At 73.2% G+C, this 25,229-nt stretch carries 21 protein-coding genes; 17 read left to right on the forward strand and 4 right to left on the reverse strand.

Annotated elements, in window-relative coordinates; translation table 11 throughout:
* The first annotated feature begins 369 nt into the window (after positions 1-369).
* From ABZS80_RS28420 to ABZS80_RS28450, 7 genes are all read left to right on the forward strand, one after another.
* Positions 370-1,608 carry a fused response regulator/phosphatase gene (locus ABZS80_RS28420; protein WP_355060599.1) on the forward strand — a complete coding sequence of 413 codons (1,239 nt, stop codon included), beginning with the start codon at positions 370-372 and terminating at the stop codon, positions 1,606-1,608.
* On the forward strand, positions 1,605-3,344 hold the full coding sequence (locus ABZS80_RS28425) for an ATP-binding protein (RefSeq protein ID WP_355060601.1): 1,740 nt from the start codon (positions 1,605-1,607) through the stop codon (positions 3,342-3,344). The genes ABZS80_RS28420 and ABZS80_RS28425 overlap by 4 nt, the downstream gene beginning before the upstream one ends.
* The gene (locus ABZS80_RS28430) at positions 3,341-3,793 is read left to right on the forward strand and encodes a response regulator (RefSeq protein ID WP_355060602.1); all 453 of its coding nucleotides are present in this window, start codon (positions 3,341-3,343) and stop codon (positions 3,791-3,793) included. Before ABZS80_RS28425 ends, ABZS80_RS28430 begins: the two co-directional genes overlap by 4 nt.
* Positions 3,786-4,595 (forward strand): inositol monophosphatase family protein, encoded by an 810-nt coding sequence (locus ABZS80_RS28435; RefSeq protein WP_355060604.1) that lies wholly within the window; start codon positions 3,786-3,788, stop codon positions 4,593-4,595. Before ABZS80_RS28430 ends, ABZS80_RS28435 begins: the two co-directional genes overlap by 8 nt.
* Positions 4,596-4,863: 268 nt before the next feature.
* Positions 4,864-5,829, forward strand: coding sequence for a hypothetical protein (locus ABZS80_RS28440; protein ID WP_355060720.1), 966 nt, complete (start codon positions 4,864-4,866; stop codon positions 5,827-5,829).
* 36 nt (positions 5,830-5,865) lie between these two features.
* Positions 5,866-7,419, forward strand: a complete 1,554-nt coding sequence (locus ABZS80_RS28445) for a fused MFS/spermidine synthase (RefSeq protein WP_355060606.1) — start codon at positions 5,866-5,868, stop codon at positions 7,417-7,419.
* A gap of 71 nt (positions 7,420-7,490) precedes the next feature.
* Entirely contained in the window at positions 7,491-9,113 is a 1,623-nt protein-coding gene (locus ABZS80_RS28450; RefSeq protein WP_355060608.1) for a serine/threonine-protein kinase, read from the forward strand.
* Positions 9,114-9,163: 50 nt separating this feature from the next.
* Here ABZS80_RS28450 and ABZS80_RS28455 read toward each other — a convergent pair whose 3' ends face one another.
* Both ABZS80_RS28455 and ABZS80_RS28460 read right to left on the reverse strand, forming a co-directional pair.
* Positions 9,164-9,832 carry a TrkA family potassium uptake protein gene (locus tag ABZS80_RS28455; RefSeq protein ID WP_355060610.1) on the reverse strand — a complete coding sequence of 223 codons (669 nt, stop codon included), beginning with the start codon at positions 9,830-9,832 and terminating at the stop codon, positions 9,164-9,166.
* Positions 9,822-11,156, reverse strand: coding sequence for a potassium transporter TrkG (locus ABZS80_RS28460; RefSeq protein ID WP_355060612.1), 1,335 nt, complete (start codon positions 11,154-11,156; stop codon positions 9,822-9,824). Before ABZS80_RS28460 ends, ABZS80_RS28455 begins: the two co-directional genes overlap by 11 nt.
* A gap of 94 nt (positions 11,157-11,250) precedes the next feature.
* On the opposite strand from ABZS80_RS28460, the gene ABZS80_RS28465 reads away from it, so the two are divergent.
* The gene (locus tag ABZS80_RS28465) at positions 11,251-12,234 is read left to right on the forward strand and encodes a glycerophosphodiester phosphodiesterase (RefSeq protein ID WP_355060614.1); all 984 of its coding nucleotides are present in this window, start codon (positions 11,251-11,253) and stop codon (positions 12,232-12,234) included.
* A gap of 496 nt (positions 12,235-12,730) precedes the next feature.
* On the opposite strand, the gene ABZS80_RS28470 is transcribed toward ABZS80_RS28465, so the two are convergent.
* Positions 12,731-13,009, reverse strand: a complete 279-nt coding sequence (locus tag ABZS80_RS28470; RefSeq protein WP_355060616.1) for a GntR family transcriptional regulator — start codon at positions 13,007-13,009, stop codon at positions 12,731-12,733.
* Positions 13,010-13,065: 56 nt separating this feature from the next.
* On the opposite strand from ABZS80_RS28470, the gene ABZS80_RS28475 reads away from it, so the two are divergent.
* The 7 genes from ABZS80_RS28475 (at position 13,066) to ABZS80_RS28505 (ending at position 20,217) form a co-directional block, all read left to right on the forward strand.
* On the forward strand, positions 13,066-14,400 hold the full coding sequence (locus ABZS80_RS28475) for a hypothetical protein (protein ID WP_355060618.1): 1,335 nt from the start codon (positions 13,066-13,068) through the stop codon (positions 14,398-14,400).
* Positions 14,401-14,674: 274 nt separating this feature from the next.
* Positions 14,675-15,877 carry a substrate-binding domain-containing protein gene (locus tag ABZS80_RS28480; protein ID WP_355060620.1) on the forward strand — a complete coding sequence of 401 codons (1,203 nt, stop codon included), beginning with the start codon at positions 14,675-14,677 and terminating at the stop codon, positions 15,875-15,877.
* Between the two features lie 3 nt (positions 15,878-15,880).
* Entirely contained in the window at positions 15,881-16,624 is a 744-nt protein-coding gene (locus ABZS80_RS28485; RefSeq protein WP_091262918.1) for an ABC transporter ATP-binding protein, read from the forward strand.
* Entirely contained in the window at positions 16,621-17,349 is a 729-nt protein-coding gene (locus ABZS80_RS28490; protein WP_355060622.1) for an ABC transporter ATP-binding protein, read from the forward strand. The genes ABZS80_RS28485 and ABZS80_RS28490 overlap by 4 nt, the downstream gene beginning before the upstream one ends.
* On the forward strand, positions 17,346-18,236 hold the full coding sequence (locus ABZS80_RS28495; protein ID WP_355060624.1) for a branched-chain amino acid ABC transporter permease: 891 nt from the start codon (positions 17,346-17,348) through the stop codon (positions 18,234-18,236). The genes ABZS80_RS28490 and ABZS80_RS28495 overlap by 4 nt, the downstream gene beginning before the upstream one ends.
* Complete coding sequence (locus ABZS80_RS28500) at positions 18,233-19,348, forward strand: branched-chain amino acid ABC transporter permease (protein ID WP_355060626.1); 1,116 nt, start codon at positions 18,233-18,235, stop codon at positions 19,346-19,348. The genes ABZS80_RS28495 and ABZS80_RS28500 overlap by 4 nt, the downstream gene beginning before the upstream one ends.
* A gap of 89 nt (positions 19,349-19,437) precedes the next feature.
* Positions 19,438-20,217 (forward strand): SDR family oxidoreductase, encoded by a 780-nt coding sequence (locus ABZS80_RS28505; RefSeq protein ID WP_355060628.1) that lies wholly within the window; start codon positions 19,438-19,440, stop codon positions 20,215-20,217.
* 64 nt (positions 20,218-20,281) lie between these two features.
* Here the strand turns inward: ABZS80_RS28505 and ABZS80_RS28510 are convergent, their stop codons facing one another.
* Positions 20,282-21,112 (reverse strand): hypothetical protein, encoded by an 831-nt coding sequence (locus ABZS80_RS28510; RefSeq protein WP_355060630.1) that lies wholly within the window; start codon positions 21,110-21,112, stop codon positions 20,282-20,284.
* 143 nt (positions 21,113-21,255) lie between these two features.
* Between ABZS80_RS28510 and ABZS80_RS28515 the strand changes: the two genes are divergently transcribed.
* Both ABZS80_RS28515 and ABZS80_RS28520 read left to right on the forward strand, forming a co-directional pair.
* Positions 21,256-23,049, forward strand: coding sequence for an AfsR/SARP family transcriptional regulator (locus ABZS80_RS28515; protein WP_355060632.1), 1,794 nt, complete (start codon positions 21,256-21,258; stop codon positions 23,047-23,049).
* A gap of 37 nt (positions 23,050-23,086) precedes the next feature.
* On the forward strand, positions 23,087-25,207 hold the full coding sequence (locus tag ABZS80_RS28520; protein ID WP_355060634.1) for a RecQ family ATP-dependent DNA helicase: 2,121 nt from the start codon (positions 23,087-23,089) through the stop codon (positions 25,205-25,207).
* The last annotated feature ends 22 nt before the right edge of the window (positions 25,208-25,229 follow it).

Raw genomic sequence — 25,229 nt, forward strand, 5'->3', positions numbered from 1 at the left:
CGGCGCGGCCGGGCCAGCGCCCGGTCGGCCGGTCGGGTGGGAGGCGGGCCCGGCCGGGCCGGCGCGCGGTCCGCGGGGCGGGTGGGGGGTACGCCCACAGATGGCTCCTCGGGGTGCTTCGGGGGTGGGCATCATCCTGCACCCCCACGGCCTGCGGCGGCACTCCCACCGGCCGGTGCTGCGCTCCGGCCGAATCCCCGTCGCGGCGTAACATCTGGCGTTGGCCGTGCCGCTGTTCGTCGGGTGGATTCGCTCGCCCCGCCCGCGCCGACTCCGGTCGTGTTGTGTGCGACCGTTGTCTGATACAGGATCAGCAGCGCACTCGGAAGGAGCCCCGACATCACCAGCGAACTCCCGCGTCTCGCGGCGGTGACCCGGCCGCACCGGGGCACCGGTCTGCCCGGTGTCCCCGTCGTGCCGCAGGCCGGGCTCGGGCACTACGGCCGTGTGCCGCCCGGCGAGCGGCTGCGGGTTCTGCTGGTCGAGGACGACGAGGGCGACGCCTTCCTGGTCGGCGAGCTGCTCGCCGAGACCAACTCCATGATCGACCTGCTGGTCGCCACCAGTCTCAGCGAGGCCCGGCAGCGGGTCATGGGGGTCGACTGCGTCCTGCTCGACCTGGGCCTGCCCGACGCGCAGGGCCTGGACGGGCTGCGCCAGGTACTGGAGATGGCCAGCGGTGCGGCGGTCTGCGTGCTCACCGGCCGCTCCGACGAGCACCTGGGCATCGTCGCGGTCGCCGAGGGCGCGCAGGACTACCTGGTCAAGGGGCAGGTCGACGGGGTCCTGCTGACCCGGGCGCTGCGCTACGCGGTGGAGCGCAAGCGGGCCGACGAGAACGCCCGCCGGCTGCGCGAGGTGGAGCTGCGCCAGGCCGAGTCGGCCCGCCTGGAGCGCGGCCTGCTGCCCCAGCCGCTCATGACCACCGATCAGGTGGCGGTGCACACCTTCTACCGCCCCGGCCGGCACGCCGCCCTGATCGGCGGCGACTTCTACGACGTGGTGCAGACCCGGCCGGACCGGATCGACCTGATCGTCGGCGACGTCTGCGGCCATGGCGTGGACGAGGCCGCCCTCGGCGTCGAGCTGCGGGTGGCCTGGCGGGCCCTGGTCCTGGCCGGGGTGCCGGACGACGAGGTGCTGCCCGCGCTGGAACAGGTGCTCATGAGCGAGCGCCGGCTCCAGGAGATCTTCGCCACGGTGGCCACCGCCCGGCTCGACCTGGCGGCCAACCGGGCCACGGTGCGACTCGCCGGCCATCCGCCGCCGCTGCTGCTCAGCGGGGGTAAGGTCGCCCCGGTGCCAGCCCGCGGCGGTCTGCTGCTGGGCGTACGGCCGCGCCGACCCGTTGCCTTCGACCTGGAGTTCGACACCGATGACTGGTCCCTGCTGATGTACACCGACGGCCTCATCGAGGGTCGGGTGGACAGCGGTGACGACCGGCTGGACGTGCCGGGGCTGACCGACCTGCTCGCCGACCCCGCCAACCGCGCGGTGTCCCTGGCCGAGCTGCCCGCCTGGCTGGTCGGCCGGGCGGAGCAGCTCAACGGCGGCCCGCTCGCCGACGACGTGGCCATGCTGCTGGTCACCCGCGGCGGTGGCCGATGAAGGGGTACCAGGAGGGGTGGACGCTGCGGCGGCGCGTGGGCGCGCTGCTCGGCGTGGTGCTGGTGCTGCTGCTCGGGCTGGCCGCCGCCGAGGCCACCCTCGCGGCCAAGAACCGGCAGAACATCGACGCGGTGCTGCTCAAGACCGGCCCGTTGCGGGTCCAGGCGCAGGAACTGATGAGCGCCCTGCTCGACCAGGAGACCGCCGTCCGCGGCTACGCGGTGAACGCCGACCGCAACGACCTGGGCCCCTACCAGGACGGTCTGCGGCGGGAGCAGGCCACCGTCGTCGAGATGCGGAAGCTGGCCGTCGACTATCCGGACGTGCTGCGCGAGGTGGGCGTGGTCGAGCAGCGGGCCGCCCAGTGGCGGACCGCCGTCGCCGAGCCGGTGATCGCCACGACCGAGCGCGGCGGCCCGTCCGCCGGGCAGGCGCTGATCACCGACCAGACCCGGCAGCAGTTCGACAACATCCGGTCGGCGGTCGACAACCTCCAGGGCGCGATCCTGGAGGTCCGGAAGGAGACCGCCGACAAGGTCAACGCGACCAGCAACGTGCTGGTGGTGCTCCTGATCATCGCGGCCCTGGTGGTGGCGGTGGCCGGGGCCGTCATGCTGCTCTCGCTGGACCGGATCCTGATCCGGCCGCTGGCCGGCCTGGTCGACCAGGTGCGCGCGGTGGCCGGGGGCAACTACCAGCACCACATCGAGGGGTCCGGCCCGCCGGAGTTCCGCCGGCTCGCCGACGACATCGACGTCATGCGGCAGAAGATCGCCCGGGAGCTGGACGAGGTACGCGAGGCGCGCGAGCGCATCGAGTGGGTCAACAGCCAGCTCCAGAAGCAGGCCGAGGAGCTCACCCGGTCCAACCGTGACCTGGAGCAGTTCGCGTACGTCGCCTCGCACGACCTGCAGGAGCCGCTGCGCAAGGTGGCCAGCTTCTGCCAGCTCCTCCAGCGGCGCTACGCGGGCCAGCTCGACGAGCGGGCCGACCAGTACATCGCCTTCGCGGTCGACGGCGCGCAGCGGATGCAGCGGCTGATCAACGACCTGCTCGCGTTCTCCCGCATCGGCCGGCTCACCACCGGGTTCACCGAGGTCGACCTCAACAAGGTGATGGGCGACGTGGCCGGGCAGACCGAGGCGGCCCGGCAGTACGCCGACGCCGAGCTGACCTGGGACAAGCTGCCGGTGATCCGCGGTGAGGAGCCGCTGCTGACCAACCTGCTGGCCAACCTGGTCAGCAACTCGATCAAGTTCCGGCGCCCGGACGTGGCGCCGAAGGTCCACGTCTCGGCCCGGCTGGTCGACGACGAGTGGGAGATCAGCTGCCGGGACAACGGCATCGGGATCGAGCCCGAGTTCGCCGACAAGATCTTCGTGATCTTCCAGCGGCTGCACTCCAAGGACGCCTACCCGGGCACCGGCATCGGGCTGGCGATCGTCAAGAAGATCGCCGAATACCACGGCGGTCGGGTGTGGGTGGACACCGACAGCCCGGAGGGCACCACGATCCGGTTCACGCTCCCCGCCCTGCCCGAGGACGTCGCGGCGGCGCGGGCGGCGGAGCCGGCCGGGGGCGAGGAGTCGACCGGGGACGGTGCGGCGACCGGGGACGGCGCCGAGGACGCCGCGGTGAGCGTGGCCCGGCAGCCGGACGGCCCGGCCCCGGAAGAGACGCCCGAGGGGGCGGCCCGAGACAGTGAGACGGGTGGCATGAAGGAGACGGTGGGATGACCGCGCCGGCGGACGGCAAGAGCCCGATCGAGGTCCTGCTCGTCGAGGACGACCCGGGCGACGTGCTGATGACCCAGGAGGCGTTCGAGGAGCACAAGCTCCGCAACCGCCTCACCGTGGTCTCCGACGGCGCCGAGGCGCTGGCCTACCTGCGCCGCGAGGGCCAGTACGGGGACGCCGTGACCCCCGACCTGATCCTGCTCGACCTGAACCTGCCGCGCCGGGACGGCCGGGAGGTGCTGGAGGAGATCAAGAAGGACGAGCAGCTCTGCCGGATCCCGGTCGTGGTGCTCACCACCTCCCAGGCCGACGAGGACATCCTGCGCAGCTACCAGCTGCACGCCAACGCCTACGTGACCAAGCCGGTGGACTTCGAGCGCTTCATCTTGGTGGTCCGCCAGATCGACGAGTTCTTCGTCAGCGTGGTCAAGCTGCCGCCGCGTGGCTGACCCGCTGCTGGAGGAGGTCGGCGCGCTGCTGCGGGAGGCCGCGGCCGACATCGTGGTGCCGCTGTTCCGCCGCCTCGACGACTCCGACATCTCCGAGAAGGCTCCCGGCGAGGTGGTCACCGTCGCCGACCGGAAGGCCGAGGCGCTGATCTCCGCCGGGCTGCGGCGGCTGCGCCCCGGCTCGGTGGTGGTCGGTGAGGAGGCGGTCGCCGACGATCCGGCCCTGCTGCGGCACCTGCACGGCGCCGGTGACGTCTGGCTGGTCGACCCGGTGGACGGCACCTCCAACTTCGCCGCCGGCCGGCGCCCCTTCGCCCTCATGGTGGCGCTGCTGACCGACGGGGTGCCGGTCGCCTCCTGGGTCTACGACCCGCTGGACGGCGCGCTGGCCGCCTGCCGGGTGGGCGACGGCACCTGGCTGGACGGCGAGCCGGTGCGCACCGCCGGGCGGGAGCCCGAGATCGGCGCGCTGCGCGGCACGGCGATGACCCGCTTCCTGCCGCCCGACTTCCGGCGGAGCGTGGAGGCGGGCGGCGAGCGGCTCGGCGAGCTGCTGCCCGGCCAGCACTGCGCCGGCCGGGAATACCTGGACATCCTCACGGGTGCGCAGCAGTTCGTGCTCTTCTGGCGCACCCTGCCCTGGGACCACGCCCCCGGCACCCTGCTGGTCCGGGAGGCCGGCGGGGTGGCCCGCCGCTTCGACGGCACCGACTACCACCCGGCCGACGAGGGCAGGGGCCTGCTGGTCGCGGCCAGCGAGGAGAGCTGGGAACAGGTCCGGGCGGCCCTCCTGGGCGGCTGAGCGAGCAGTCCGCGACGACCCCGGCACGCTCCGTCGACGATCCGCGTCGTCCGAGGTCGGGGGCGTGGCGCGCGGCTCGCGGTCCGGTATCGTGACCGGCGGTCTCCGCCCGCAGGCCGCCGCCCGGCGCCGGTGGAGCCGCCGCCGCGCACGGTCGACTCGGGGGGCCGGCGGTCGACGGAAGGACCCTGACGTGCCCAGGACCAGGCTCACCCGCCGGCCCGTCCGGCGGTCGCTGATCGCCCTGCTCGCCGCGACGGCCCTGCTGCTGGGCGTCGGTCTCGCCCCCACCGGGGCGGCCGCCGCCGCACCCACCCCGAACGCGCCCGACGAGGGCGGCAGCAAGCAGCTCCGCGAGGCCCTGGAGGCGGCCGCGAAGGGTCACATCGACGCCAAGAACCGGCTCGACAACTCCAAGCGCCGGCAGGTCGCGCTGAACAGCCAGCTCAGGCAGGTCGAGGCACGCCTGGTCGAGCTGTCCGCGCAGGTCGGCGAGGTGGCCGCGCAGTCCTACCGGCTGGGCCGGTTGACCCCCGTGTCGATGCTGCTGGGCAGCGCTGACCCGGACGCCTTCCTGAAGCGGGCCGCCGAGCTGGACGTGATGGCCCAGCGGGACAGCAAGCGCCTGCACGACCTCAACGAGGCGAAGACCCAGGCCGCCGAGGCGAAGGTGGCCATCGACACCGAGGTGCGGGAGCAGCAGAAGCAGCTCGCCGTGCTGGCCAAGAAGAAGCGGGACGCCGAGGTGGCGCTCGCCAAGGTCAGCTCGGGGTCCGGCTCCGGCTTCGGCGGCACCTCGTCGTCGGCCAAGCCGGCGCCCCGCAACTCGGACGGCTCGTGGCCGTCGGAGTCCTGCTCGGTGAACGACCCGACGCCGGCCAGCGGCTGCATCACCCCGCGCACCCTGCACATGCTCCAGCAGGCCAAGGCGGCCGGTTACAAGCGCTACGTCTCCTGCCACCGCAGCGGTGGGGGTGGCGAGCACCCCAAGGGCCGGGCCTGTGACTTCGCCGCCGCGACCGGTGGCTTCGAGGACAAAACCGCCACCGGCGGTGACAAGTCCTACGGCGACAGCCTCGCCAACTGGGCCAAGAACAACGCCAACCGGCTCGGCATCATGTACGTCATCTGGTACCGGCAGATCTGGATGCCGAACACCGGCTGGCGGGCGTACAGCGGGGGCGGCAGTCCCGCCGCCGACCACACAAACCATGTTCACATCTCGATGTATTGACCCCTTCCGCGGGGAACGCTGCGTAGCATCGCCACGGTGAGCAGCACATCGTCCGACGTCGTTGCCGATCCGGCCCCGAGCGCGCCGGTCCCGCCCCGGGCCCTGCCGAACGGGCTCGCCGCGTTCCTGGTCTTCCTCTCCAGCGGGGCGGTGCTGGTGCTGGAGACGGTCTCGCTCCGCCTGGTCGGCCCGTACGTCGGGGTGACCCTCCAGGTGACCAGCTCGGTGATCGGCATGGCCCTGGCCGCCATCGCGTACGGCGCGTGGATGGGCGGCTGGCTGGCCGACCGCCGGGACCCGCGCACCCTGCTCGCCCCGGCCCTGGTGCTGGCCGGCATCGCCACCGCGGTCACCCTGCCCGTCGTCCGGTACGCCGGTGAGGCGCTGCGCGGCGGCGCGGCGAGCGCCGTGCTGCTGCTGACCGCGCTGGCGGTGCTGCTGCCGGCGGCGTTGCTGGCCGGGGTCACCCCGCTGGTGGTGAAGCTCCAGCTCGCCGACCTGCGCCGCACCGGGCAGGTGGTCGGCCGGCTGTCCGGCATCGGCACCCTGGGCGGCATCACGGCGACCCTGGCCACCGGCTTCGTGCTGGTGGCGGCGCTGCCCAGCACGGTGATCGTGCTGGCGCTGGCCGGCGTGCTGGGGATGACCGGGCTGGCGCTCGGGGCGTACCTGCGCCGGCAGGCGGGGGCGGCGCTGCCCGGTCCGGCCCGGGCCAGGGCCGCCCTGGCGGTGCTCGGCCTGGCGGCGGCCGGCCTCTCCGCGGTCGCCCCGAACCCGTGTGACGTGGAGACCGCCTACCACTGCGCCCGGGTCGAGGCGGACGGGCAGCGGACCCAGGGCCGCACGCTCTACCTGAACTCCGCCGAGCACTCCTACGTGGACCTGGCCGACCCGACGCACCTGAAGTACGCGTACACCCAGTGGATCGGCCTGGTCGCGGACGTGGCGCGGCCGGCGCGGCAGCCGATGGACGCGCTGCACCTGGGCGGCGGCGGCTTCACGATGCCGCGCTACCTGGCCGCGACCCGGCCGGGCAGCGACAATCTGGTCTTCGAGATCGACGGTGGCCTGGTCGACCTGGACCGGCGGGAGCTGGGCGTGCGCACCGGGCCGCAGCTGCGCGCCCGGGTGGGGGACGCGCGGGTGCTGCTCGGCGGCGAGCCCACCGACAGTCGCGACTTCATCGTCGGCGACGCGTTCGGTCACCTGGTGGTGCCGTGGCACCTGGCCACCCGGGAGATGGCCGCCGACATCCGCCGCGTCCTCCGGCCGGGCGGGATCTACGTGCAGAACGTCATCGACTACCCGCCGGACCGGTTCATCCGGGCCGAGCTGGCCACCGTGGCGGCCGAGTTCCGCAACGTGGCGCTGATCGCCCCGCCCGGTGCGATCGCCGGGCAGCACGGCGCGAACTTCCTCATCGTGGCCTCGGACGCGCCGCTGCCGCTGGCCGACGTCCCGGCGCGGCTGCGGCTGCTCGCCGAGCCGGCGAAGCTGCTGGACGGGGGCAAGGTGGCCGGGTTCGTCGGGGACGCGCTGGTGCTCACCGACGATTACGCGCCGGTGGATCAGCTCCTCGCGACCGCCTGATCGGGTGACTTCCCTGACCGATTTCGACCCCTGAGGTGTACGAGGGCCCGCCTCGGGCAACTGGACCGACCATGGGTGCAGTGGTCAGGAACGGCGCGCAGCTGCTCGGCGAGCGGTACCGGCTGGTCGAGCAGCTCGGCGCGGGGGGCATGTCGGTCGTCTGGCGCGGCTACGACGAGGTGCTGGGCCGGCAGGTGGCCATCAAGGTGCTGGCCTCACGGCTGGCCAGTGACAAGGCGTTCCGCCACCGGATCCGGATCGAGGCGCAGGCCGCCGCCCGGCTCTGCCACCCCAACATCACCAACGTGTACGACTACGGGGAGTCCGTGCAGGTCGGGCTGACCGTCCCGTACGTGGTCATGGAGCTGGTCGACGGCGGCCCGCTGAGCAGCCGGCTCGGCCGGGGCGGGCAGCTGCCCTGGCGGGAGGCGCTGACGATCGGCGCGGAGGTGGCGTCCGCGCTGGCCACCGCGCACGCCCGGGGCGTGGTGCACCGGGACGTCACGCCCGGCAACGTCATGCTCACCTCCACCGGGGTGAAGGTCGTCGACTTCGGCATCTCGGCGCTGGTGGGGGAGAGCGAGAAGGGCCCGGACGGCGCGCTGCTCGGCACGCCCGCCTACCTGGCGCCGGAGCGGCTGGACAACGGCCAGGTCTCCCCGGCCACCGACGTCTACGCGGTCGGCCTGCTGCTCTACCGGATGCTCACCGGCCGGCTGCCCTGGCAGGCCAGCACCACCACCCAGATGCTCCGCGCCCACATGTACAACGAGCCGGACCCGATGCCGCACGTGGTGGGTCTCCCCGACGAGGTCGCCGACCTGGTCCGGCGCTGCCTGGCGAAGCGCCCGGAGGACCGCCCGGCCACCGCCGAGGTGGCCCGTACGCTCGCCGAGGCCGCCGGGATCGCGGCGATCGTGCCGGTCTCCCCGGCGCTCGGCCAGTTCGACCCGGCGCTCATGGAGAACGCGGGCACCACGATCCTGCCCTGGTCGGCGGCGACCGACGCGCTGCCCTTCTCGGCGATCCGCACGAAGACGCGCAGGGCCGCCGCCCGCCGCCGCAAGGTGGAGGCCGGGGTGGCCGCGGCCGGTCTGATCGCGGTGACCGCCGCCCTGTGGGGGGTCACCTCGAAGAGCCCGGCCAGCGGCGGGGTGGAGCCGACCGAGGCCCGGATGGGGCTGCCCGAGCCCACCCCCTGCGCGGTCGACTACGTCCTGCGCCGCGACTCCGGCAAGGACTTCACGGCGGACCTGACCCTCACCAACACCGGCAACCGCGAGCTGCGGGACTGGACGATGAGCTTCACCTTCCCAGGCCGGCAGACGGTCGGCACGGCCCAGCCGGCGGTACGCCAGCAGGGGAAGACGGTGCTGGTCCAGGCGCCGGCCGGCGACGCCCCGCTGGCGCCGGGCGCCTCGAAGAAGCTCGCGCTGACGGGCAGCTACACCGGCGGCAACCCGCTGCCGGTGGAGTTCAAGGTCGGGGACAGCACCTGCGGCGTGCAGGTGTCCGGCGTCGCCGGGTCCGCGCCCACCACGGCAGCCCCGCCCGCCAGACCGCCCGTGAAGCCGCCGGCCAAGGCACCCGCGAAGGCGCCGGCGGTCAAGGCGCCGGCGAAGGCGCCCGCGAAGCCGGCCGCGAAGGCCAAGCCCGGCAAGGGCAAGGAGGGTGGCAAGGGAAAAGGGCGGTAGACCGGCCGAAGGGAGGTGGGCACGGCGGTAAGGGCAAGAAGAAGTGACGGTCAGGTCAGCCCGGCGAACTGCTGCACCCGGTCGATCGGGCCCTCCACGATGAGCACGCTGTCCGGCTGGAGCACGGTGTCCGGGTCGGCGTAGCGGAACGGTTCGCCGGCGGGCTTCGCGCCGACGACCATCACCCCGTACCGGTCGATCGGGGTCAGCTCGCGCAGCGACCGGCCGACCAGCGACGGGGGAACCCGGACCTTGGCGATCGCGAAGTCGTGGCCGAACTCCATGAAGTCGAGCATCCGGCTGACGATCAGATGCGCCACCCGGTCGCCGGTCTCCGCCTCGGGAAAGATGACGTGGTGCACGCCCACGGAGTGCAGGATCTTCGCGTGCTTCTCCGAGGTGGCCCGCGCCCAGATCTGCGGGACGGCCAGCTCGGTCAGGGCCAGCACGGTGAGCACGCTCGCCTCGACCGACGCGCCGATGGCCACGACCACCCGGCGGAAGTCCGCGACCCCCAGTTGGCGCAGCACGTTCTCCTCGGTGGTGTCGGCCTGCACCACCCGGTCCAGCCGGGACGCCCAGCGCTGCACCCGGTCCTGCTGGTGGTCGATGGCGAGCACGTCGTGGTCGAGTTGCAGCAGCGAGCCGGCCAGCCGGGAGCCGAACCGGCCCAGACCGATCACCACGATGCTGCTGTCGTCCGTCTTCCTAGCCGACAACGGGTTGCTCCTCCGGGTAGCGGTACAGGTGTCGCCGGGTGTTCAACGCGATCGCCGATCCGAGGGTGAGCGGGCCGACCCGGCCGATGAACATGAGCACGATGAGCACGTACTGGCCGGGCTGTGACAGCTCCGGGGCGAGGCCGGTGGAGAGGCCCGTGGTGCTGAACGCGGAGGTCACCTCGAAGAGCGCGGCGAAGTTGCGCAGGTTGTCGGTGAACGCGATCAGCAGGACCGTGCCGAGGACCACCAGGGCCACGCTGAGCAGCGTCACGGTGAGCGCCTGACGCTGGCTGGCCGTGGCGACCCGCCGGCCGCCCACCGTGACGTCCGGCTCGCCGCGCAGCTCCGCCCAGATCACGAAGGCGAGCAGGAAGAACGTCGAGACCTTGATGCCGCCCGCGGTGCTGGCGCTGCCGCCACCGATGAACATGAGCACGATGAGCAGCGGGTAGCTCTCCTCGGCGAGCCGGTCCGTGTTGATCACGTCGAAGCCGCCGGTGCGGCTCAGCGCGATCTGGGTGAACGACGCCAGCGCCTTGCCGGGCGCGTCGTAGGTGCCGATGGTGGCCGGGTTGGTCCACTCGGCGAGCAGCAGGAGCCCGAAGCCCAACCCGATGAGCGCGATGGTGCCCCAGATGGTCAGCTTGGTGGCGATCGCCCACCGGCGCGGCCGCCGCCAGAGCCGGACGGCCTCGAACAGCGCGGGGAAGCCGAGGCCGCCGACGATCGCGCCGAGGCCCAGCGGCAGCGACACCCACGGGTCGCGGGAGAAGGCGACCAGGCCGTCGGAGTAGAGGGTGAAGCCGCCGTTGTTGAACGCCTGGATGGCGTGGAAACTCGCGTACCAGAGCGCCCGGCCGGGGGGATAGTCGTAGACCAGCCAGAGCCGGCCGGTGACCACCACGGTCATCACGGCCTCGGTGACGAGGACCGTGGCGACGATCCGGACCAGCAGCCAGCTCACGTCGCCGAGGCCGAACTCGGCGGTCTCGGCCTGCACGAGCAGCCGGTTGCGCAGGCCGAGCTGCCGCGAGACCACCAGGATCACCAGCGCCGCGACGGTCAGGATGCCCAGGCCGCCGAGCTGGGTGAGCACCGTGATCATGACCAGGCCGAAGTTGTTCCAGTAGTTCGGCGTGTCGTTGACGGCGAGGCCGGTCACCGAAACGGCCGAGGTCGAGGTGAACAACGCCGTGACGAACGGCGTGTAGCGGCTCTCGCTGGTGGCCCAGGGCAGCATCAGCAGGCCGGTGCCGAGCAGGATCACCGCCAGGAACCCGAACGGCACCAGCCGTACCGGGTTCCGGAGCAGGCGGCGCACCAGGTCATCTTCCGTCCGGAGATTCACCGGCAGGTCAGGAACCGACCAACTGCCGGCCAGCGCCGAGCGTTCCCGCGCGGTCCAGCGGCCCATCGTGATCGGCCACCGCGGCGCCAGCGGCTACCGCCCGGAGCACACCCTGGAGGCCTACCGGCTGGCCATCCGGCAGGGCGCCGACTTCATCGAGCCGGACCTGGTCCTGACGAAGGACGGCGTGCTGGTCGCCCGGCACGAGAACGAGATCTCGGGTACGACCGACGCGGCCGCCCACCCGGAGTTCGCCGCCCGGAAGGCGACGAAGACCATCGACGGGATCACGGTCACCGGCTGGTTCACCGAGGACTTCACCCTGGCCGAGCTGAGGACGCTGCGCGCCAAGGAGCGGCTGCCCCAGGTGCGGGTGACCAACACCGCGTTCGACGGCAGGTTCCTCGTGCCGACCTTCCAGGAGGTCATCGACCTGGCCCGCGCCGAGTCGAAGGCCCGCGGCCGGACCATCGGCGTCTACCCGGAGACGAAGCACCCCAGCTACTTCGCCTCGATCGGGCGGCCGCTGGAGGAGCCCCTGGTCGCCACGCTCAAGGCCAACAAGCTGACCCACCGCGACGACCCGGTGTTCGTGCAGAGCTTCGAGACCGCCAACCTGCGCAAGCTCGACCGGATGATCGACGTGCGGCTCGTGCAGCTCATGGACGCCGGCGGCGCCCCCTACGACTTCACGGCCGCCGGCGACCCGCGCGGGTACGCCGACCTGGCCACCGCCGCCGGCCTGGCCTGGGTGGCCCGGTACGCCGACGGCGTCGGCCTCAACAAGAACCTGATCGTGCCCCGGGACGCCGCGGGCAAGCTGCTCGCGCCCACCGCGGTGATCCGGGACGCGCACCGGGTGAAGCTCCTGGTGCACGCCTGGACCTTCCGCGCCGAGAACCAGTTCCTGCCGGCCGACTTCCGGATCGGCGGCGACCCGAACGCCCGCGGTGACATCACGGCCGAGTACGAGCTGTTCTACGGCCTGGGCCTCGACGGCGCCTTCGCCGACCAGCCCGACACGGCCGTGGCGGCGCGCGCGGGACTCTGACCGGCGTCCGCGCCGGGGCGGCTCGGGGCCCCGGCGCGACGCCTTCCCCCTCCGCCGGTGGCCCGCCCTTGATCCACACCAGGTCGGCGAGGTGGGGGTGTCGGCGGGGCGGGGATGCCGCCAGGTCGGCGAGCTGGAGTGGGTCCCCCTCGCGGAGGGCGTGGCTCGTCGCCGCGACGCCCCCGGGGTGGTGGTGTGGGGCCACGCCGCCCGTGACGGGTGACCGGGTCCTCGCGAGTGCCTGTCGAGCTGATGTCACAGACGACTCAGGACCGGGCGGTGGAGTCGGGCGCGGTCGAGGGATGAGTCGTTTACGACGTCAGGCCGGGCGGTTTGAGTCGGGCGCGGTCGAGCGTGAGTCGTTTACGACGTCAGGTCCGGCGGTTGAGTCGGAGGCGGTCGAGCGTGAGTCGCTTATGACGTCAGGTCCGGCGGTTGAGTCGGAGGCGGTCCAGCCTGAGTCGTTCACGACGTCAGGTCCGTAGCGGGTCGGGAGTTACCGCCCGGGTCGCTCGGCCACGTAGGTGCCGCGTCCCTGCTGCCGAGTGATCAGCTCGCGGTCGTGCAGGATCAGCAGCGCACGGTAGGCGGTGTTGTTGCTGACGCCATACAGGTCGGCGAGCTGGCTTGTGGACGGCAGCGACCGGCTGCTCGACGGTGGCCGGCGCTGCCCGCTCCCGGCCGACCATGACGGCGAGTGCTCCGCCGCCCGTCCCCGGGGAGAATCCGAGGAGTTTCCACCGACCGAGGGATTCGTGTCCGCTATGCGTAACATGTCCCATTAGTGGTCGTTTCGTCCCGTGTCAAGGATCCACGACACGGGGGATGTACATGAGAAAGACCTCTGCGCCGAGCAGGCGAGTGAACATCGGCGTGCGGTTGGCCGCGTTCGGGTTGCTGACCGGTGCCCTGGTGCTGGGTGCCTCGCCGGCCCTGGCCGCCCAGACGATCAGCATCGATCCGGACGACGTGCCGACGAGGGCCGAGGACGCGCCCCAGTTCTGCTATCCGGGCGGCGGGCCCTTCCCGGACGAGGAAACCTGGGTGTTCGACCTGTCCGGCAACCCGCAGACCAGCGGCGTCTTCCAGTCGCTGTCGACGACCTTCAGCACGTCCGGCGGCACCGTCACCCGGCCGATCCCCGGGACGCCGAACAGTGAGATCGTCGACTTCGAGGGCGTGAGCCGGGCCTTCATCCGGCTGCCGGCCGGGTGGACCCTCACCGGCGCCACCGCGGTGATCTCCGGGACGGCCGAGAACTTCGTCCTCGCCCACACCTGCGCCGCCTCGGACGGCCCGGGCGACCCAGGGGATCCGGGCGACCCGGGTGACCCAGGTGACCCAGGAGATCCGGGGGACCCGGGCGATCCGGGCGATCCGGGCGACCCCGGGGATCCCGGGGATCCCGGGGATCCCGGGGATCCCGGCGATCCGGGGGATCCCGGTGACCCAGGGGACCCGGGCGACCCCGGCGACCCGGGCGACCCCGGGGATCCGGGAGACCCGGGTGATCCGGGAGACCCCGGCCACCCGGGAGGCCCCGGCTACCCGGGCTACCCGGGAGACGCGCAGGTCGGCCTGTCGATCGACAAGAAGGCCCGCGTCGAGTCGGACTGCCGTGAGCGGTGTGAGAACGACGGCTACGCCGCCGAGGGCGACAAGATCTTCTACACCTACCGGGTCGCCAACACCGGAACCGTGCGGATCACCGACGTCTCGGTCGACGACCCGACCGCCGGATACGTGGTCTGCAACAACACCACGCTGGCCCCGCGCACCAGCACGGACTGTCACGCCGTCCACCCCCACGAGGTGGACTGGCGCGACGTCAAGAAGGGCAAGGTGGAGAACACCGCCAGGGCGACCGGCCGGTACCGCTACCGGACCGTCGTCTCCGACCCGGCCACCGTCACGATCTGCATCCGGGACGGCAAGTACGACCACCGCAAGGACGACAAGGACGACAAGGACTGGCAGGACGGCAAGGACGGCAAGGACGGCGAGGACTGGGGCAAGGGCGGCAAGGACTGGGGCAAGGACGGCAAGCTGCCGGTGACCGGCACCAGTTCCGTCCAGACCGCTTCGCTGGGTGGAGGCCTGCTGGCCGCCGGCGGTCTCCTGGTCGGCCTGAGCCGGCTGCGGCGGAGGATGCGCGTCGACGCGTGACCCGTACCTCCGAAGCGCTCCGGGCACCGCACGTGGTGCCCGGAGCGTTCCGCGTTTCGGGCGGTTCGATGGCGGGGCGCGACACAGTGGCGTCCCGCCCGGTGGTGCCGGCGGCCACTGGCCACGGGGCGGCGATCCACGGGCCGGAGGTGGTTGTCACGGCCGGCCACCCCACTGCGGTTACTTGTGTGTTTCGGCCACATAGCTCGTGGGTGACGTCACTTCTAGCGTGAGCCGACAACTGACACTTCCCCTGTCCCCACCTGGAGTCGCAATGACGATCCGGCACACGCGACGGGTGTTCCTTTCCGCCGCCACGGTGATGGCGGCCGCGCTCGCGGCCACGGCCTGTGGCAGCCCGCAGGACACCGCCTCCGGCGGCGGCGACGCCGCACCGGTCAAGGTCGGCCTCGTGTATTCCCAGTCCGGCCCCCTGGCGAGCTACGGCAAGCAGTACATCGAGGGCTTCAAGGCCGGCCTCGACTTCGCCACCAAGGGCACCGGCAAGGTCGGCGACCGGAAGGTCGAGCTGACCGAGGTCGACGACGCGGGCGACCCGGCGAAGGCCGTGTCCGCGGCCAAGGACCTCATCGGCAAGGGCACCAAGATCATCGCCGGCTCCACCTCGTCCGGCGTGGCCCTCCAGGTCGCCCCCATCGCGGCGCAGAACAAGGTGCTGTTCATCTCCGGCCCGGCCGCCACCGACGCGGTGACCGGCGCGAACAAGTACACGTTCCGCTCCGGCCGGCAGTCGTACCAGGACGTGGTCACCGCCAAGTCGTTCATCGGCGACGCCGCCGGCAAGAAGGTGGTCGTGTTCGCCCAGGACGGCGCGTTCGGTGACGCGAACGAGGCCGCCGTCAAGGCCGTCATCGGCGGTGCCGGGGCGACCGTGAGCGGCGTCCGGGCCCCGGCCAGCGCGACCGAGTTCACCCCGTTCGCCAGCCAGATCAAGGCCGCCAAGCCGGACCTGCTCTTCGTCGCCTGGGCTGGCACCACCGCCCCGGCCATGTGGCAGACCCTCGACCAGCAGGGCGTGCTCTCCTCCACCACGGTCGTCACCGGCCTGGACATCCGCGCGTCCTGGCCCACCTTCGGCGCGGCCGGCAGCAAGATCTCCTTCCTGTCGCACTACTTCGACGGGGCCAGCGACACCGAGGCCGCCAAGGCCGCCAAGGCGAAGATCCCGGGCGGCGCCCTCGACCTGTTCCACCCGGACGGCTTCGCGGCCGCCCAGATGGTCGTCCGCGCCGTGCAGGAGGGGGGCGACGACGTGGACAAGATGGTCAAGGCGCTGGAGGGCTGGCAGTTCGACGGCGTCAAGGGCAAGATGACCATCCGCGCCGAGGACCACGCGCTGCTCCAGCCGATGTACCAGGCGAAGCTCTCCGGCAGCGGCACCGCCTTCACGGCGGCCGCGCAGAAGACCCTGACCGGTGACGAGAGCGCGCCGCCGGTCGCGCAGATGAAGGGCTGACCAGTGCTCGCCACCCGCGGTCTGACCTGGCGGATCGGTGAGGTCGCCATCGTCGACTCCGTCTACCTCGACCTCGCGCCCGGGGAGTTCCTCGGCGTGATCGGGCCGAACGGCGCCGGCAAGACCTCCCTGTTCAACCTGATCACCGGCCTGCGCCGGCCCACCGAGGGACGGATCCTGCTGGACGGGGCGGACGTCACCGACCTCCCCCCGCACCGGCGGGCCCGCCTCGGGCTGGGGCGTACCTTCCAGGCGTCCTCGGTCTTCGGGTCGCTGACGGTGCGGGAGAACGTCCGGCTCGCCGTACAGGCGCACCGGGGTGGCTCGATGAAGCTGTGGCGGCGGGCGGCGGCCGACCGGGAGGTGGCCGCCGCCGCCGACGCGGCGCTCGACCGGGTGGGCCTGGCCCACCGGGGTACGGCGCTGGCCGGCACCCTGGCCCACGGCGAGAAGCGCAAGCTGGAGATCGCCCTGCTGCTCGCCGGTGAGCCCCGGGTGATGCTGCTCGACGAGCCGATGGCCGGGGTGAGCGCCGAGGACGTGCCCGAACTGGTCAGCGTGATCAAGTCGCTGACCGGGGACAGCGGTCGGTCGGTGCTCATGGTGGAGCACCACATGGACGTGATCCTGGAGCTGGCCGACCGGATCGCCGTGATGCACCACGGCGCGCTGCTGGCCTGCGACACCCCGGACACGGTGATGGCGAACGCCACCGTGCAGGAGGCGTACCTGGGGGAAGCGCTATGACGGAACCTGTCCTGAGCGTCGAGAACCTCTCGGTGCGGATCGCCGGGCTGCACATCCTCCAGGGGGTGTCGTTCCAGGTCGCGCCGACCGGGGTGACCGTGCTGCTCGGCCGCAACGGCGTCGGCAAGACCACCACGCTGCGCGCGATCGTCGGGCTCACCCCGCGCAACGGCGAGGTGGGCGGCACCGTCCGGATGGGGGCGCAGAGCATGCTGGCCCGCCCCACCCACCGGCTGGTCCGCGGCGGGCTCGGCTACGTCCCGGAGGACCGCTGCGTCTTCGCCGGGCTCACCGTCACCGAGAACCTGCGGCTGGCCGAGCGGCGGGGCGCGACCCCGGCGTACGAGAAGGTGTATGCCCTCTTCCCCGAGCTGGACCGGCGCGGACGGCAACGGGCCGGCTCGCTCTCCGGCGGGCAGCAGCAGATGCTCGCGATCGGCCGGGTGCTGCTCAACGACAACCGGCTGCTGCTGGTTGACGAGCCGACCAAGGGGTTGGCGCCGAAGGTGGTGACCGAGGTGGCCGAGGTGCTGGAACGGGTCGCGGAATCCGTGCCGGTGCTGCTGGTCGAGCAGAACCTGGCCGTGGTGCGGCGGCTGGCGCGCGACGCCGTGGTGCTCTCCGCCGGCCAGGTCGCCTGGACCGGCGACGCGCAGGAACTGCTGCTGGAGACCGCGCTGACGAGGTCGCTGCTGGGTGTGGGTTCCGGGGAGGTGCACGCGTGAGCACGGTGATCCTGTTGACGCTGACCGGGCTGGGCCTGGCGGCGCTCTACTTCCTGGTCGCCTCCGGCCTCTCCCTGGTCTTCGGCCTGGCCGACGTGCTCAACTTCGCGCACGGCCTCTTCCTGGGCGTCGGGGCGTACGCGACCTGGTGGGCGGCGGGCAACCTGCCCGGCGCCGGCTCGGACGGCCTCGGGTTCGTGGTGGCCGTCGCGTTCGGCGTGCTCGCCGGGGCGGCCGTTGCCGTGCTGGTCGAGCTGGTGCTGATCCGGCCGCTCTACTCCCGCACCATCGAGCAGGTGCTGGTCACCGTCGGCCTGTCGCTGGCCGGGGTGGCGCTGCTCCAGGCCACCTGGGGCGCCGACGCGCGGCCGTTCCCGCGCCCCGGCTGGACCCGCGACGTGACCTCCGTGCTCGGCGCCCAGGTGCCGAACGCCGGGCTCCTGCTGATCGTCGCCGCCGCGGTGGTGCTCGGCGCGCTGCTCGCGTTCCTGCGGTTCACCCGGTACGGCCTGATCATCCGGGCCGGCGTGGAGAACCGGGAGATGGTGACCGCGCTCGGCATCGACGTGCGCAAGGCGTTCACCCTGGTCTTCGCGATCGGCGGGGCGGCCGCCGCGCTGGCCGGCGCGCTCGGCTCGGTCTACTTCGGCACCGTCTCGCCCGGGCAGGGCGGCTCGCTGCTGATCTTCGCGTTCATCGTGGTGGTGATCGGCGGCATGGGCTCGGTGATCGGGTCCGCGTACGCGGCGGTCGCGGTGGGGCTGCTGCAACAGTTCGTCAACTACTACGGCACGTCCGGGCTGGGTGACCTCTGCGTGGTCGGCCTGCTCGCCGTGGTGCTGCTGCTGCGTCCGCAGGGCCTGGCCGGAAAGGTGGCTCACGCATGACCGAGGTCAAGAGCGCCGAGGTGGCGGCGCCGCCCGCGGCGGTGCCCGACGAGCTGACCCCCGGACACTCCCGCTGGCACGGCCTGCGCCCGTACGCGCCGCTGGTCGCCCTCGTGGTGGCGGCGATCCTGCCGTACTCCACGGTCAACCTGCCGGGCATCTTCGAGGGGCCGCTGAACTCGCCGGGCACCCTGCAACTGCTCGCCATCTGCCTGGTCTTCGGCGGCCTGGCGGCCGGCTACGACCTGCTGTTCGGGCGGACCGGGATGCTCTCCTTCGGGCACGCCCTCTACTTCGCCGCCGGCGTCTACGGCACCGACGTGCTGGTGACCCGGGCCGGTCTGCCGCTCTGGCAGGCCGCGCTGCTGACCGTCACGGGCGGGACGATCCTCGCCGCCCTGCTCGGCGCGGTCGCGCTGCGCACGGTCGGCATCGCGTTCGCCATGGTGACGCTCGCCTTCGCCCAGGTCGGGGCGATCCTGGTGGCCCGGGACTTCGGCGGGCTCACCGGCGGCGAGGAAGGGTTGCCGCTGGACGTCTCCGGGTTGCCGGCCGCCCTGGTCGGGGTCACCAACACGGTGAACCTCTACTGGCTGGCCCTGGCGTACCTGGCCCTGGTGGTTCTCGTGGTGCACCGGGTGAGCGGCTCGCCCACCGGGCGGGTGCTGGCCGGGCTGCGCGACGACGAGCGGCGGATCGGGGTGCTCGGGCTCGACCCGTACCGGTTCAAGCTGGTCGCGTTCACCCTGGCCGGCGGCCTGGCCACGGCCGGCGGGACGGTCTACTGCCTGATTGTCGGCGGCGCCAGCCCGCACGTCACCTCGTCGGAGCTGACCCTGTCGCTGCTGGTCATGGTGGTGCTCGGCGGTCCCGGCACCCGCTGGGGCCCGGTGCTCGGCGGCATCCTCTACATGTACCTGGACCACCGCCTCACGGCCTTTGGCACCAGCGACGCGGTGAACGGCCTGCCGGCGTTCCTGAGCCACCCGCTGTCCCAGCCCCTGTTCGTCCTGGGCACGGTGTTCATCCTGGCGGTGTACTTCTTCCCCGGCGGCCTGGCCAGCCTCCGCACCCGCCTGACCCCCCTGACAACATCCCTCCGCCGCCGCTGACCCGCCCCGCCGCGCGCGCCGCGCCGCGCTGCGCTGCGCTGATCATGAAGTTATTGTCACGACACGCCGTGGTCGATGGCGATAACTTCATGATCGACGGGTCTGAGCGGGAGGTGGGCATGGTGGAGAGCAGGCTGGCCGTGGTCAGCGGGGGTGGGACCGGGATCGGGGCCGCCGTCGCGCGGGGGCTCGTCGACGACGGGTACGACGTTGTCATCGTCGGACGGCGGGCCGATGTGCTGCTGGGCGCCGCCGAACGGATCTCGGCGGAGTGCGGGCGGCCGGAGGCCGTGAGCGCGGTGGCCGCCGATCTGACCGACCCGGCGCAGGTGTCGGCGGTGGTCGAGGCGGTCGGGGAGCGGACGGTCGACGCGGTCGTCAACAACGCCGGGGGCTACCTCGGCGGACCGAGCGACACCCTGGCCGACGTGGCGGGCTGGTGGCGGGCCAACCTCGACGCCAACGTGCTCACCGCGGTCCTGCTCACCGAGGCGCTGCTGCCCGTCCTGCGCCGGCCCGGCGGCCGGGTGGTGCTGCTCAGCTCCATCGCCGCCCAGCGGGGCGGGGGCGGGCCGTACTCGGCGGCGAAGGCCGCGCTGCACGGCTGGGCGTACGACCTGGCCGCCCAGCTCGGTCCGGAACAGATCACGGTCAACGTGGTCAGCCCCGGGTACGTGGCCGAGACCGAGTTCTTCGGCGACCGGATGACCCTGGAGGGGCACGCCAAGCGGGTGGCCGCCACCCTGGTCGGCCGGGCCGGCGTGCCGGAGGACATTGCGGCAGCCGTCCGCTACCTGGTCGGCCCGTCCGCCGGCTACGTCACCGGGCAGGTGCTCGGCGTCAACGGCGGTTCCGTCCTCGGCCGCTGAACCACGCGGACGCGGCAGGAGCGGCGGCCCCCCGTGTGGCCGCCGCCCCTTCCCGCGTCGCGGGTCAGCCGTTCAGCACCTCGTACGCCGAGGCGGGCGCCTTCTGCACCTCGTCCCCGGCGGGTGCGGTGACCTTCGGCGCCTTGCCGAAGTCGTAGTATCGGGTGACCAGCTTCATGGCCTTCTTCTTGCCGGAGGCCGGGACCTCCAGGGTCAGCGAGACGAGGTTGCCGTCCGGGCCGACCACGGCGGTGAACGGCACCTTCTCCGCCGCCGCGCCCAGCGCCGCCACGTCCACCCCCAGGGCGCTCTGCACGTCGGCGTTGGCGGTCAGGTCGGCAACGCCGGCGTACGTCCCGTCGCCCTTGTCCGTCACCGTGTCCGCCGTCCGGATGATCCCGGCGGTGTTCGCCGGGTCGGCGTTCTGGTAGACCGGCGCCTCCGTCTCGTCGTCGAGCTTGGTCCGGTCCAGCGCCATCCAGCGCTTCGGCAGCTTCAGCATGTCGTGCAGGCCGGGGATGCCCGTCAGCTTCACCCGCATCCACAGGTCCTCGTCGATCACCCGGAACGTCATGGCCATGGTGAACTCCGGGTCCTCGTTCTTCTGCGTCATCCCCAGCTCCATGGCGTGTGCCGCCGGGTCCACCACGCCGGTGAACTTGTCGGTGCCGTCCATCGTGGAGAAGCGGAAGGCCGGGTCCTTCTCGTCCGGCACGGCGGCCAGCAGCGTGGCCTTCGGGTCGGCCGGCGCGGAGGCGCCAGGGTCGGATCCGGCGCCTTCGGAGCCGCCGTCTCCGGTGCCGCACCCCGCGGACAGGGCGGTGGCGGCCAGCACGGCGGTCGCGAGGGCCGCGACCCGCCGGAACGTGGCGGCGGTGCCGGTACGCTGCATCATTTCGGTTGACTCACTTTCCCAGTTGGCTGTTGCACCGGGATCATGTCAGGCAGCCGCTGCCGTTCCGCTGCCGCTATGCTGCCGTCCGACTGCCGTGGGCCGCCGCGGCGGACGGCCGGGGGGTAACAGGAGCGGGAACTCGCATGTCAGAGGCGTTGCGCTTCGAGATCCTCGGCCCGCAACGGGCCTGGCACGCGGACCGCCCGCTCGACCTCGGCCCCGGCAAGCAGCGGGCCGTGCTGGCCGTGCTGCTGCTCGCCGCGGGCCGTCCCGTCCCGACCGGGCAGATCGTCGACGCGGTCTGGCCCGAGGAGCCACCGGCCAACGGCGCGAACGTGGTGCAGAAGTACGTGGCCGGGCTGCGCCGGGTGCTCGAACCCGACCGGTCGCCGCGTACGCCGGGGCAGGTGCTGACCCTCACCGACGCCGGGTACCTGCTGCGCGTCCCGCCGGAGGCGGTGGACGCGGTCCGCTTCGAGCGGGAGGTGCGCCGCGCCCGGCAGTGGCACGCGGCCGGGCGTACCGAGGAGGCGCTGGCCGAGGTGACCACCGCGCTGGAGCGGTGGCAGGGGGAGCCGTTCACCGGGTTCGCCGGCCCGTACTTCGACGCGGCCCGGCACCGGCTGGTGGAGCTGCGGGCCGTCGCCCTGGAGACGCGTACCGAGCTGGAGCTGACCGGCGGCCGCCACGGCGAGCTGGTCGGCCGTCTGGTCGAGCTGGTGGCCGAGTTCCCGGTCCGGGAGCGGTTGCGCCACCAGCTCATGCTGGCGCTGCACCGCAGCGGCCGGCAGGCCGAGGCGCTGGCCGCCTACCGGGACTTCGCCGGCCTGCTCCGCGAGGAGTACGGCATCGAGCCCGGCGAGGCGCTCCAGGACCTGCACCAGCGCATCCTCCGCACCGACCCGACGCTGATCCCGCCCGCGCCCGTCCCGCCGGCAACCGTGCGGCCCACCACCCCCACCTCGTCCGCCGCGACGCCGGCCGTGCCGCCCCTGCCGGAGGTCGTGCCGGCTCCCCGGACCGCGGGCGCCGGCTTGACGGACCGGGCGACTTCCGGAGCGCCCGAAGCGCTCGCCGCCCCGCCGTCGCCCGCCCCAATGCCAGCCACCGCCGGCCCGGTCCCCGCGCCGATGCCGGCCACGGCCGGACCGGCTCCCGCTTTCACACCGACCTCGCCGGCCCCGCCGGGCTGGGGCGGGGCTGCTCCGCACGGCTTCCTGGGGAACCAGCCGCCCGAGCCCTCACCGGCACGGCGGTCGCCGGGGTGGCTCCGGCTCACCGCGACCGTCGTCGGCACCGCCGGCGCGCTGCTGTCGTTCGGGGCGCTCACGTGGGCGGTCGTCCTCGGGTACGCGCTGTGGCGGCGTAGCTGGCGGTTGGCGCTGGCCGGCCTCGGCTACCTCCTGCTCGTCCTCAGCGTGTTCGTCCTCGCGGTCTTCAGCCCGGAGAACGAGGAGGTCAGCGACGGCGAGGCCCTCTGGTTCATCGTCGCGACGGGCATCTGCTGGCTGCTCGGCACGGTGCATGTGGTGCTGCTCAATCCGACCCTCTGGGCGGCCCTCGGCGGGCTGTTCTGGACCGGCCGGCAGCGCAGTGACGAGCAGCGGCGGTTGCGCCGTGAGCAGGCTCGCTACCTGCTGCACCACTATCCGGCCGCCCGGTCGGAGCTGCGCATCGGCCGCCCGGACCTGCTCCGCAGCTACGACGACGGCGGCCTCGTGGACGTCAACGCCGTACCCGATCCGGTGCTGGCGTCGCTGCCCGGGCTGACCGCCGGCCAGCGCCGCCAGATCGCGGTCGACCGCTGGCTGCGCGGCCCGTACGGGTCGCTGGAGGAGTTGGCCGAGCGGTGCGCGCTGCCGTACGCGGCGGCCGAACCGCTGCGGGACGTGCTGCTGTTCCTGCCGCCCGAGCCGCCGGCCGTCCGGCCGTCGTGATCCGGCCTCCGTCGGGGGAGCCTGGTAGAAATGCCGGATGGGTCAGGATCGGATGGCCGTCCGGGAACGCGCCGAGGCGGTGCTGCGGCGTCTGGCGGGTGAGCACGCCCGGCTCCGGGAGGACCAGTGGCGTGCCATCGAGGCGCTGGTGGTCGACCGGCGGCGGGTGCTCTGCGTGCAGCGCACCGGCTGGGGCAAGTCGGCCGTCTACTTCGTGGCCACCGCGCTGCTGCGCGAGGGCGGCGAGCACGGTCCCACGGTGATCGTCTCGCCGCTGCTGGCGCTCATGCGCAACCAGGTCGAGTCGGCGGCGCGGGCCGGCATCCGGGCCCGCACCATCAACTCGGCGAACCTGGACGAGTGGGACGAGATCACCGCCGAGATCCACGCCGGGGCCGTGGACGTGCTGCTCATCAGCCCGGAACGCCTCAACAACCCGGACTTCCGGGACGGCGTGCTGCCGAAGCTCGCGGCCACCACCGGGCTGCTCGTGGTGGACGAGGCGCACTGCGTCTCCGACTGGGGGCACGACTTCCGCCCCGACTACCGCCGGCTACGCACCTTCCTCGCCAACCTGCCCGAGCGGACCCCGGTGCTCGCCACCACGGCGACGGCCAACGCCCGGGTCACCGAGGACGTCGCGGAGCAGCTCGGCGACGCTCTGGTGCTGCGCGGCACCCTCGACCGGGAGTCGCTGCGGCTCGGCGTACTGGATCTGCCGAGCCCCGCGCACCGCCTGGCCTGGCTGGCCGACCACCTGGACCGCCTCCCCGGCTCGGGGATCATCTACACGCTGACCGTGGCGGCGGCCGGCGAGACCGCCGAGTTCCTCCGCGCCCGGGGCTGGTCGGTGGCCGCCTACACCGGGCAGGCCGAGGACGCCGACCGGCGGGCCGCCGAGCAGGACCTGCTGGACAACAAGATCAAGGCGCTGGTGGCGACCAGCGCGCTCGGCATGGGCTTCGACAAGCCGGACCTCGGCTTCGTGGTGCACCTGGGCGCGCCGCCCTCGCCGATCGCCTACTACCAGCAGGTCGGCCGCGCCGGCCGTGCCGTCGAGCACGCCGAGGTGCTGCTGCTGCCCGGCGTCGAGGACGCGGCCATCTGGCGGTACTTCGCCTCGCTCGCCTTCCCGCCCGAGGAGCAGGTCCGGGCCGTGCTCGCCGCCCTGGACACCGCACGGCCGATCTCCACCCAGGCCCTCGAACCGGTGGTCGACCTGCGCCGGGCCCGGCTGGAGCTGATGCTCAAGGTGCTCGACGTGGACGGCGCGGTCCGCCGGGTGCGCGGCGGCTGGCTCGCCACCGGCGAGCCCTGGGTCTACGACGAGGCCCGGTTGCGCCGCGTCGCCCAGGCGCGCACCGCCGAGCAGCAGGCCATGCGGGAGTACGCGGCCACGCCCGGCTGCCGGATGCGCTACCTGCGGGAGTGCCTCGACGACGCCGGGGCGGGGGACTGCGGCCGGTGCGACAACTGCGCCGCCCCGCTGTTCGGCACGGAGGTGTCCGACGCCGCGCTCAGCGCCGCGCAGACCTTCCTGGGCCGCCCCGGTGTGGAGATCGCCCCGAAGAAGCTCTGGCCGACCGGGTTGGAGGCGGTCGGCGTACCCCTGAAGGGGCGCATTCCCCCGGCGGAGCAGGCGCTGCCCGGCCGGGCCGTGGGACGCCTCTCCGACCTGGGCTGGGGCGGGCGGCTGCGCGGCCTGGTCGGGCCGGACGCGGCGGACGGCCCCGTCCCCGACGACGTGGCGGCCGCGGTGGTCGAGGTGCTGAAGGCGTGGGCGCACGGCGACGACCCGTGGCCGCGCCGCCCCGTCGGGGTGGTCGCGGTCGGGTCCCGCACCCGGCCGCTGCTGGTCGGCTCGCTCGCCGAGCGGATCGCCGCGGTGGGCCGGCTGCCGCTGCTCGGCGCGGTCGTCCCCACCGGCCCGTCCGGGCCCGGCGGGCCGCGCGGCAACAGCGCCCAGCGGGTACGCGCGCTGCACGACGCCTTCGCGGTGCCCGCCGACCTGGCCGACGCGCTGCCCGGGCTGGACGGGCCGGTGCTGCTCGTCGACGACCTGGTCGACTCGGGGTGGACCATGAGCATGGTGGCCCGCCTGCTGCGCCGGGCCGGCGCGCCCGACGTGCTGCCGCTGGCCCTCGCGGTCGCCGGCTGAACCGTCGCTCCGCAGCGGCGGA

Source organism: Micromonospora sp. NPDC005305, from assembly GCF_040607315.1.
Taxonomy (GTDB): Bacteria; Actinomycetota; Actinomycetes; order Mycobacteriales; family Micromonosporaceae; genus Micromonospora.

Excerpts from the sequence above, each read along its gene's own strand:
- ABZS80_RS28425 (WP_355060601.1), top strand. The coding sequence starts at position 1,605 with ATGAAGGGGTACCAGGAGGGGTGGACGCTGCGGCGGCGCGTGGGCGCG.
- ABZS80_RS28430 (WP_355060602.1), top strand. The coding sequence starts at position 3,341 with ATGACCGCGCCGGCGGACGGCAAGAGCCCGATCGAGGTCCTGCTCGTC.
- ABZS80_RS28450 (WP_355060608.1), top strand. The coding sequence starts at position 7,491 with ATGGGTGCAGTGGTCAGGAACGGCGCGCAGCTGCTCGGCGAGCGGTAC.
- ABZS80_RS28470 (WP_355060616.1), bottom strand. The coding sequence starts at position 13,009 with ATGTTACGCATAGCGGACACGAATCCCTCGGTCGGTGGAAACTCCTCG.
- ABZS80_RS28475 (WP_355060618.1), top strand. The coding sequence starts at position 13,066 with ATGAGAAAGACCTCTGCGCCGAGCAGGCGAGTGAACATCGGCGTGCGG.
- ABZS80_RS28480 (WP_355060620.1), top strand. The coding sequence starts at position 14,675 with ATGACGATCCGGCACACGCGACGGGTGTTCCTTTCCGCCGCCACGGTG.
- ABZS80_RS28490 (WP_355060622.1), top strand. The coding sequence starts at position 16,621 with ATGACGGAACCTGTCCTGAGCGTCGAGAACCTCTCGGTGCGGATCGCC.
- ABZS80_RS28500 (WP_355060626.1), top strand. The coding sequence starts at position 18,233 with ATGACCGAGGTCAAGAGCGCCGAGGTGGCGGCGCCGCCCGCGGCGGTG.
- ABZS80_RS28505 (WP_355060628.1), top strand. The coding sequence starts at position 19,438 with ATGATCGACGGGTCTGAGCGGGAGGTGGGCATGGTGGAGAGCAGGCTG.
- ABZS80_RS28510 (WP_355060630.1), bottom strand. The coding sequence starts at position 21,112 with ATGATGCAGCGTACCGGCACCGCCGCCACGTTCCGGCGGGTCGCGGCC.
- ABZS80_RS28515 (WP_355060632.1), top strand. The coding sequence starts at position 21,256 with ATGTCAGAGGCGTTGCGCTTCGAGATCCTCGGCCCGCAACGGGCCTGG.
- ABZS80_RS28520 (WP_355060634.1), top strand. The coding sequence starts at position 23,087 with ATGGGTCAGGATCGGATGGCCGTCCGGGAACGCGCCGAGGCGGTGCTG.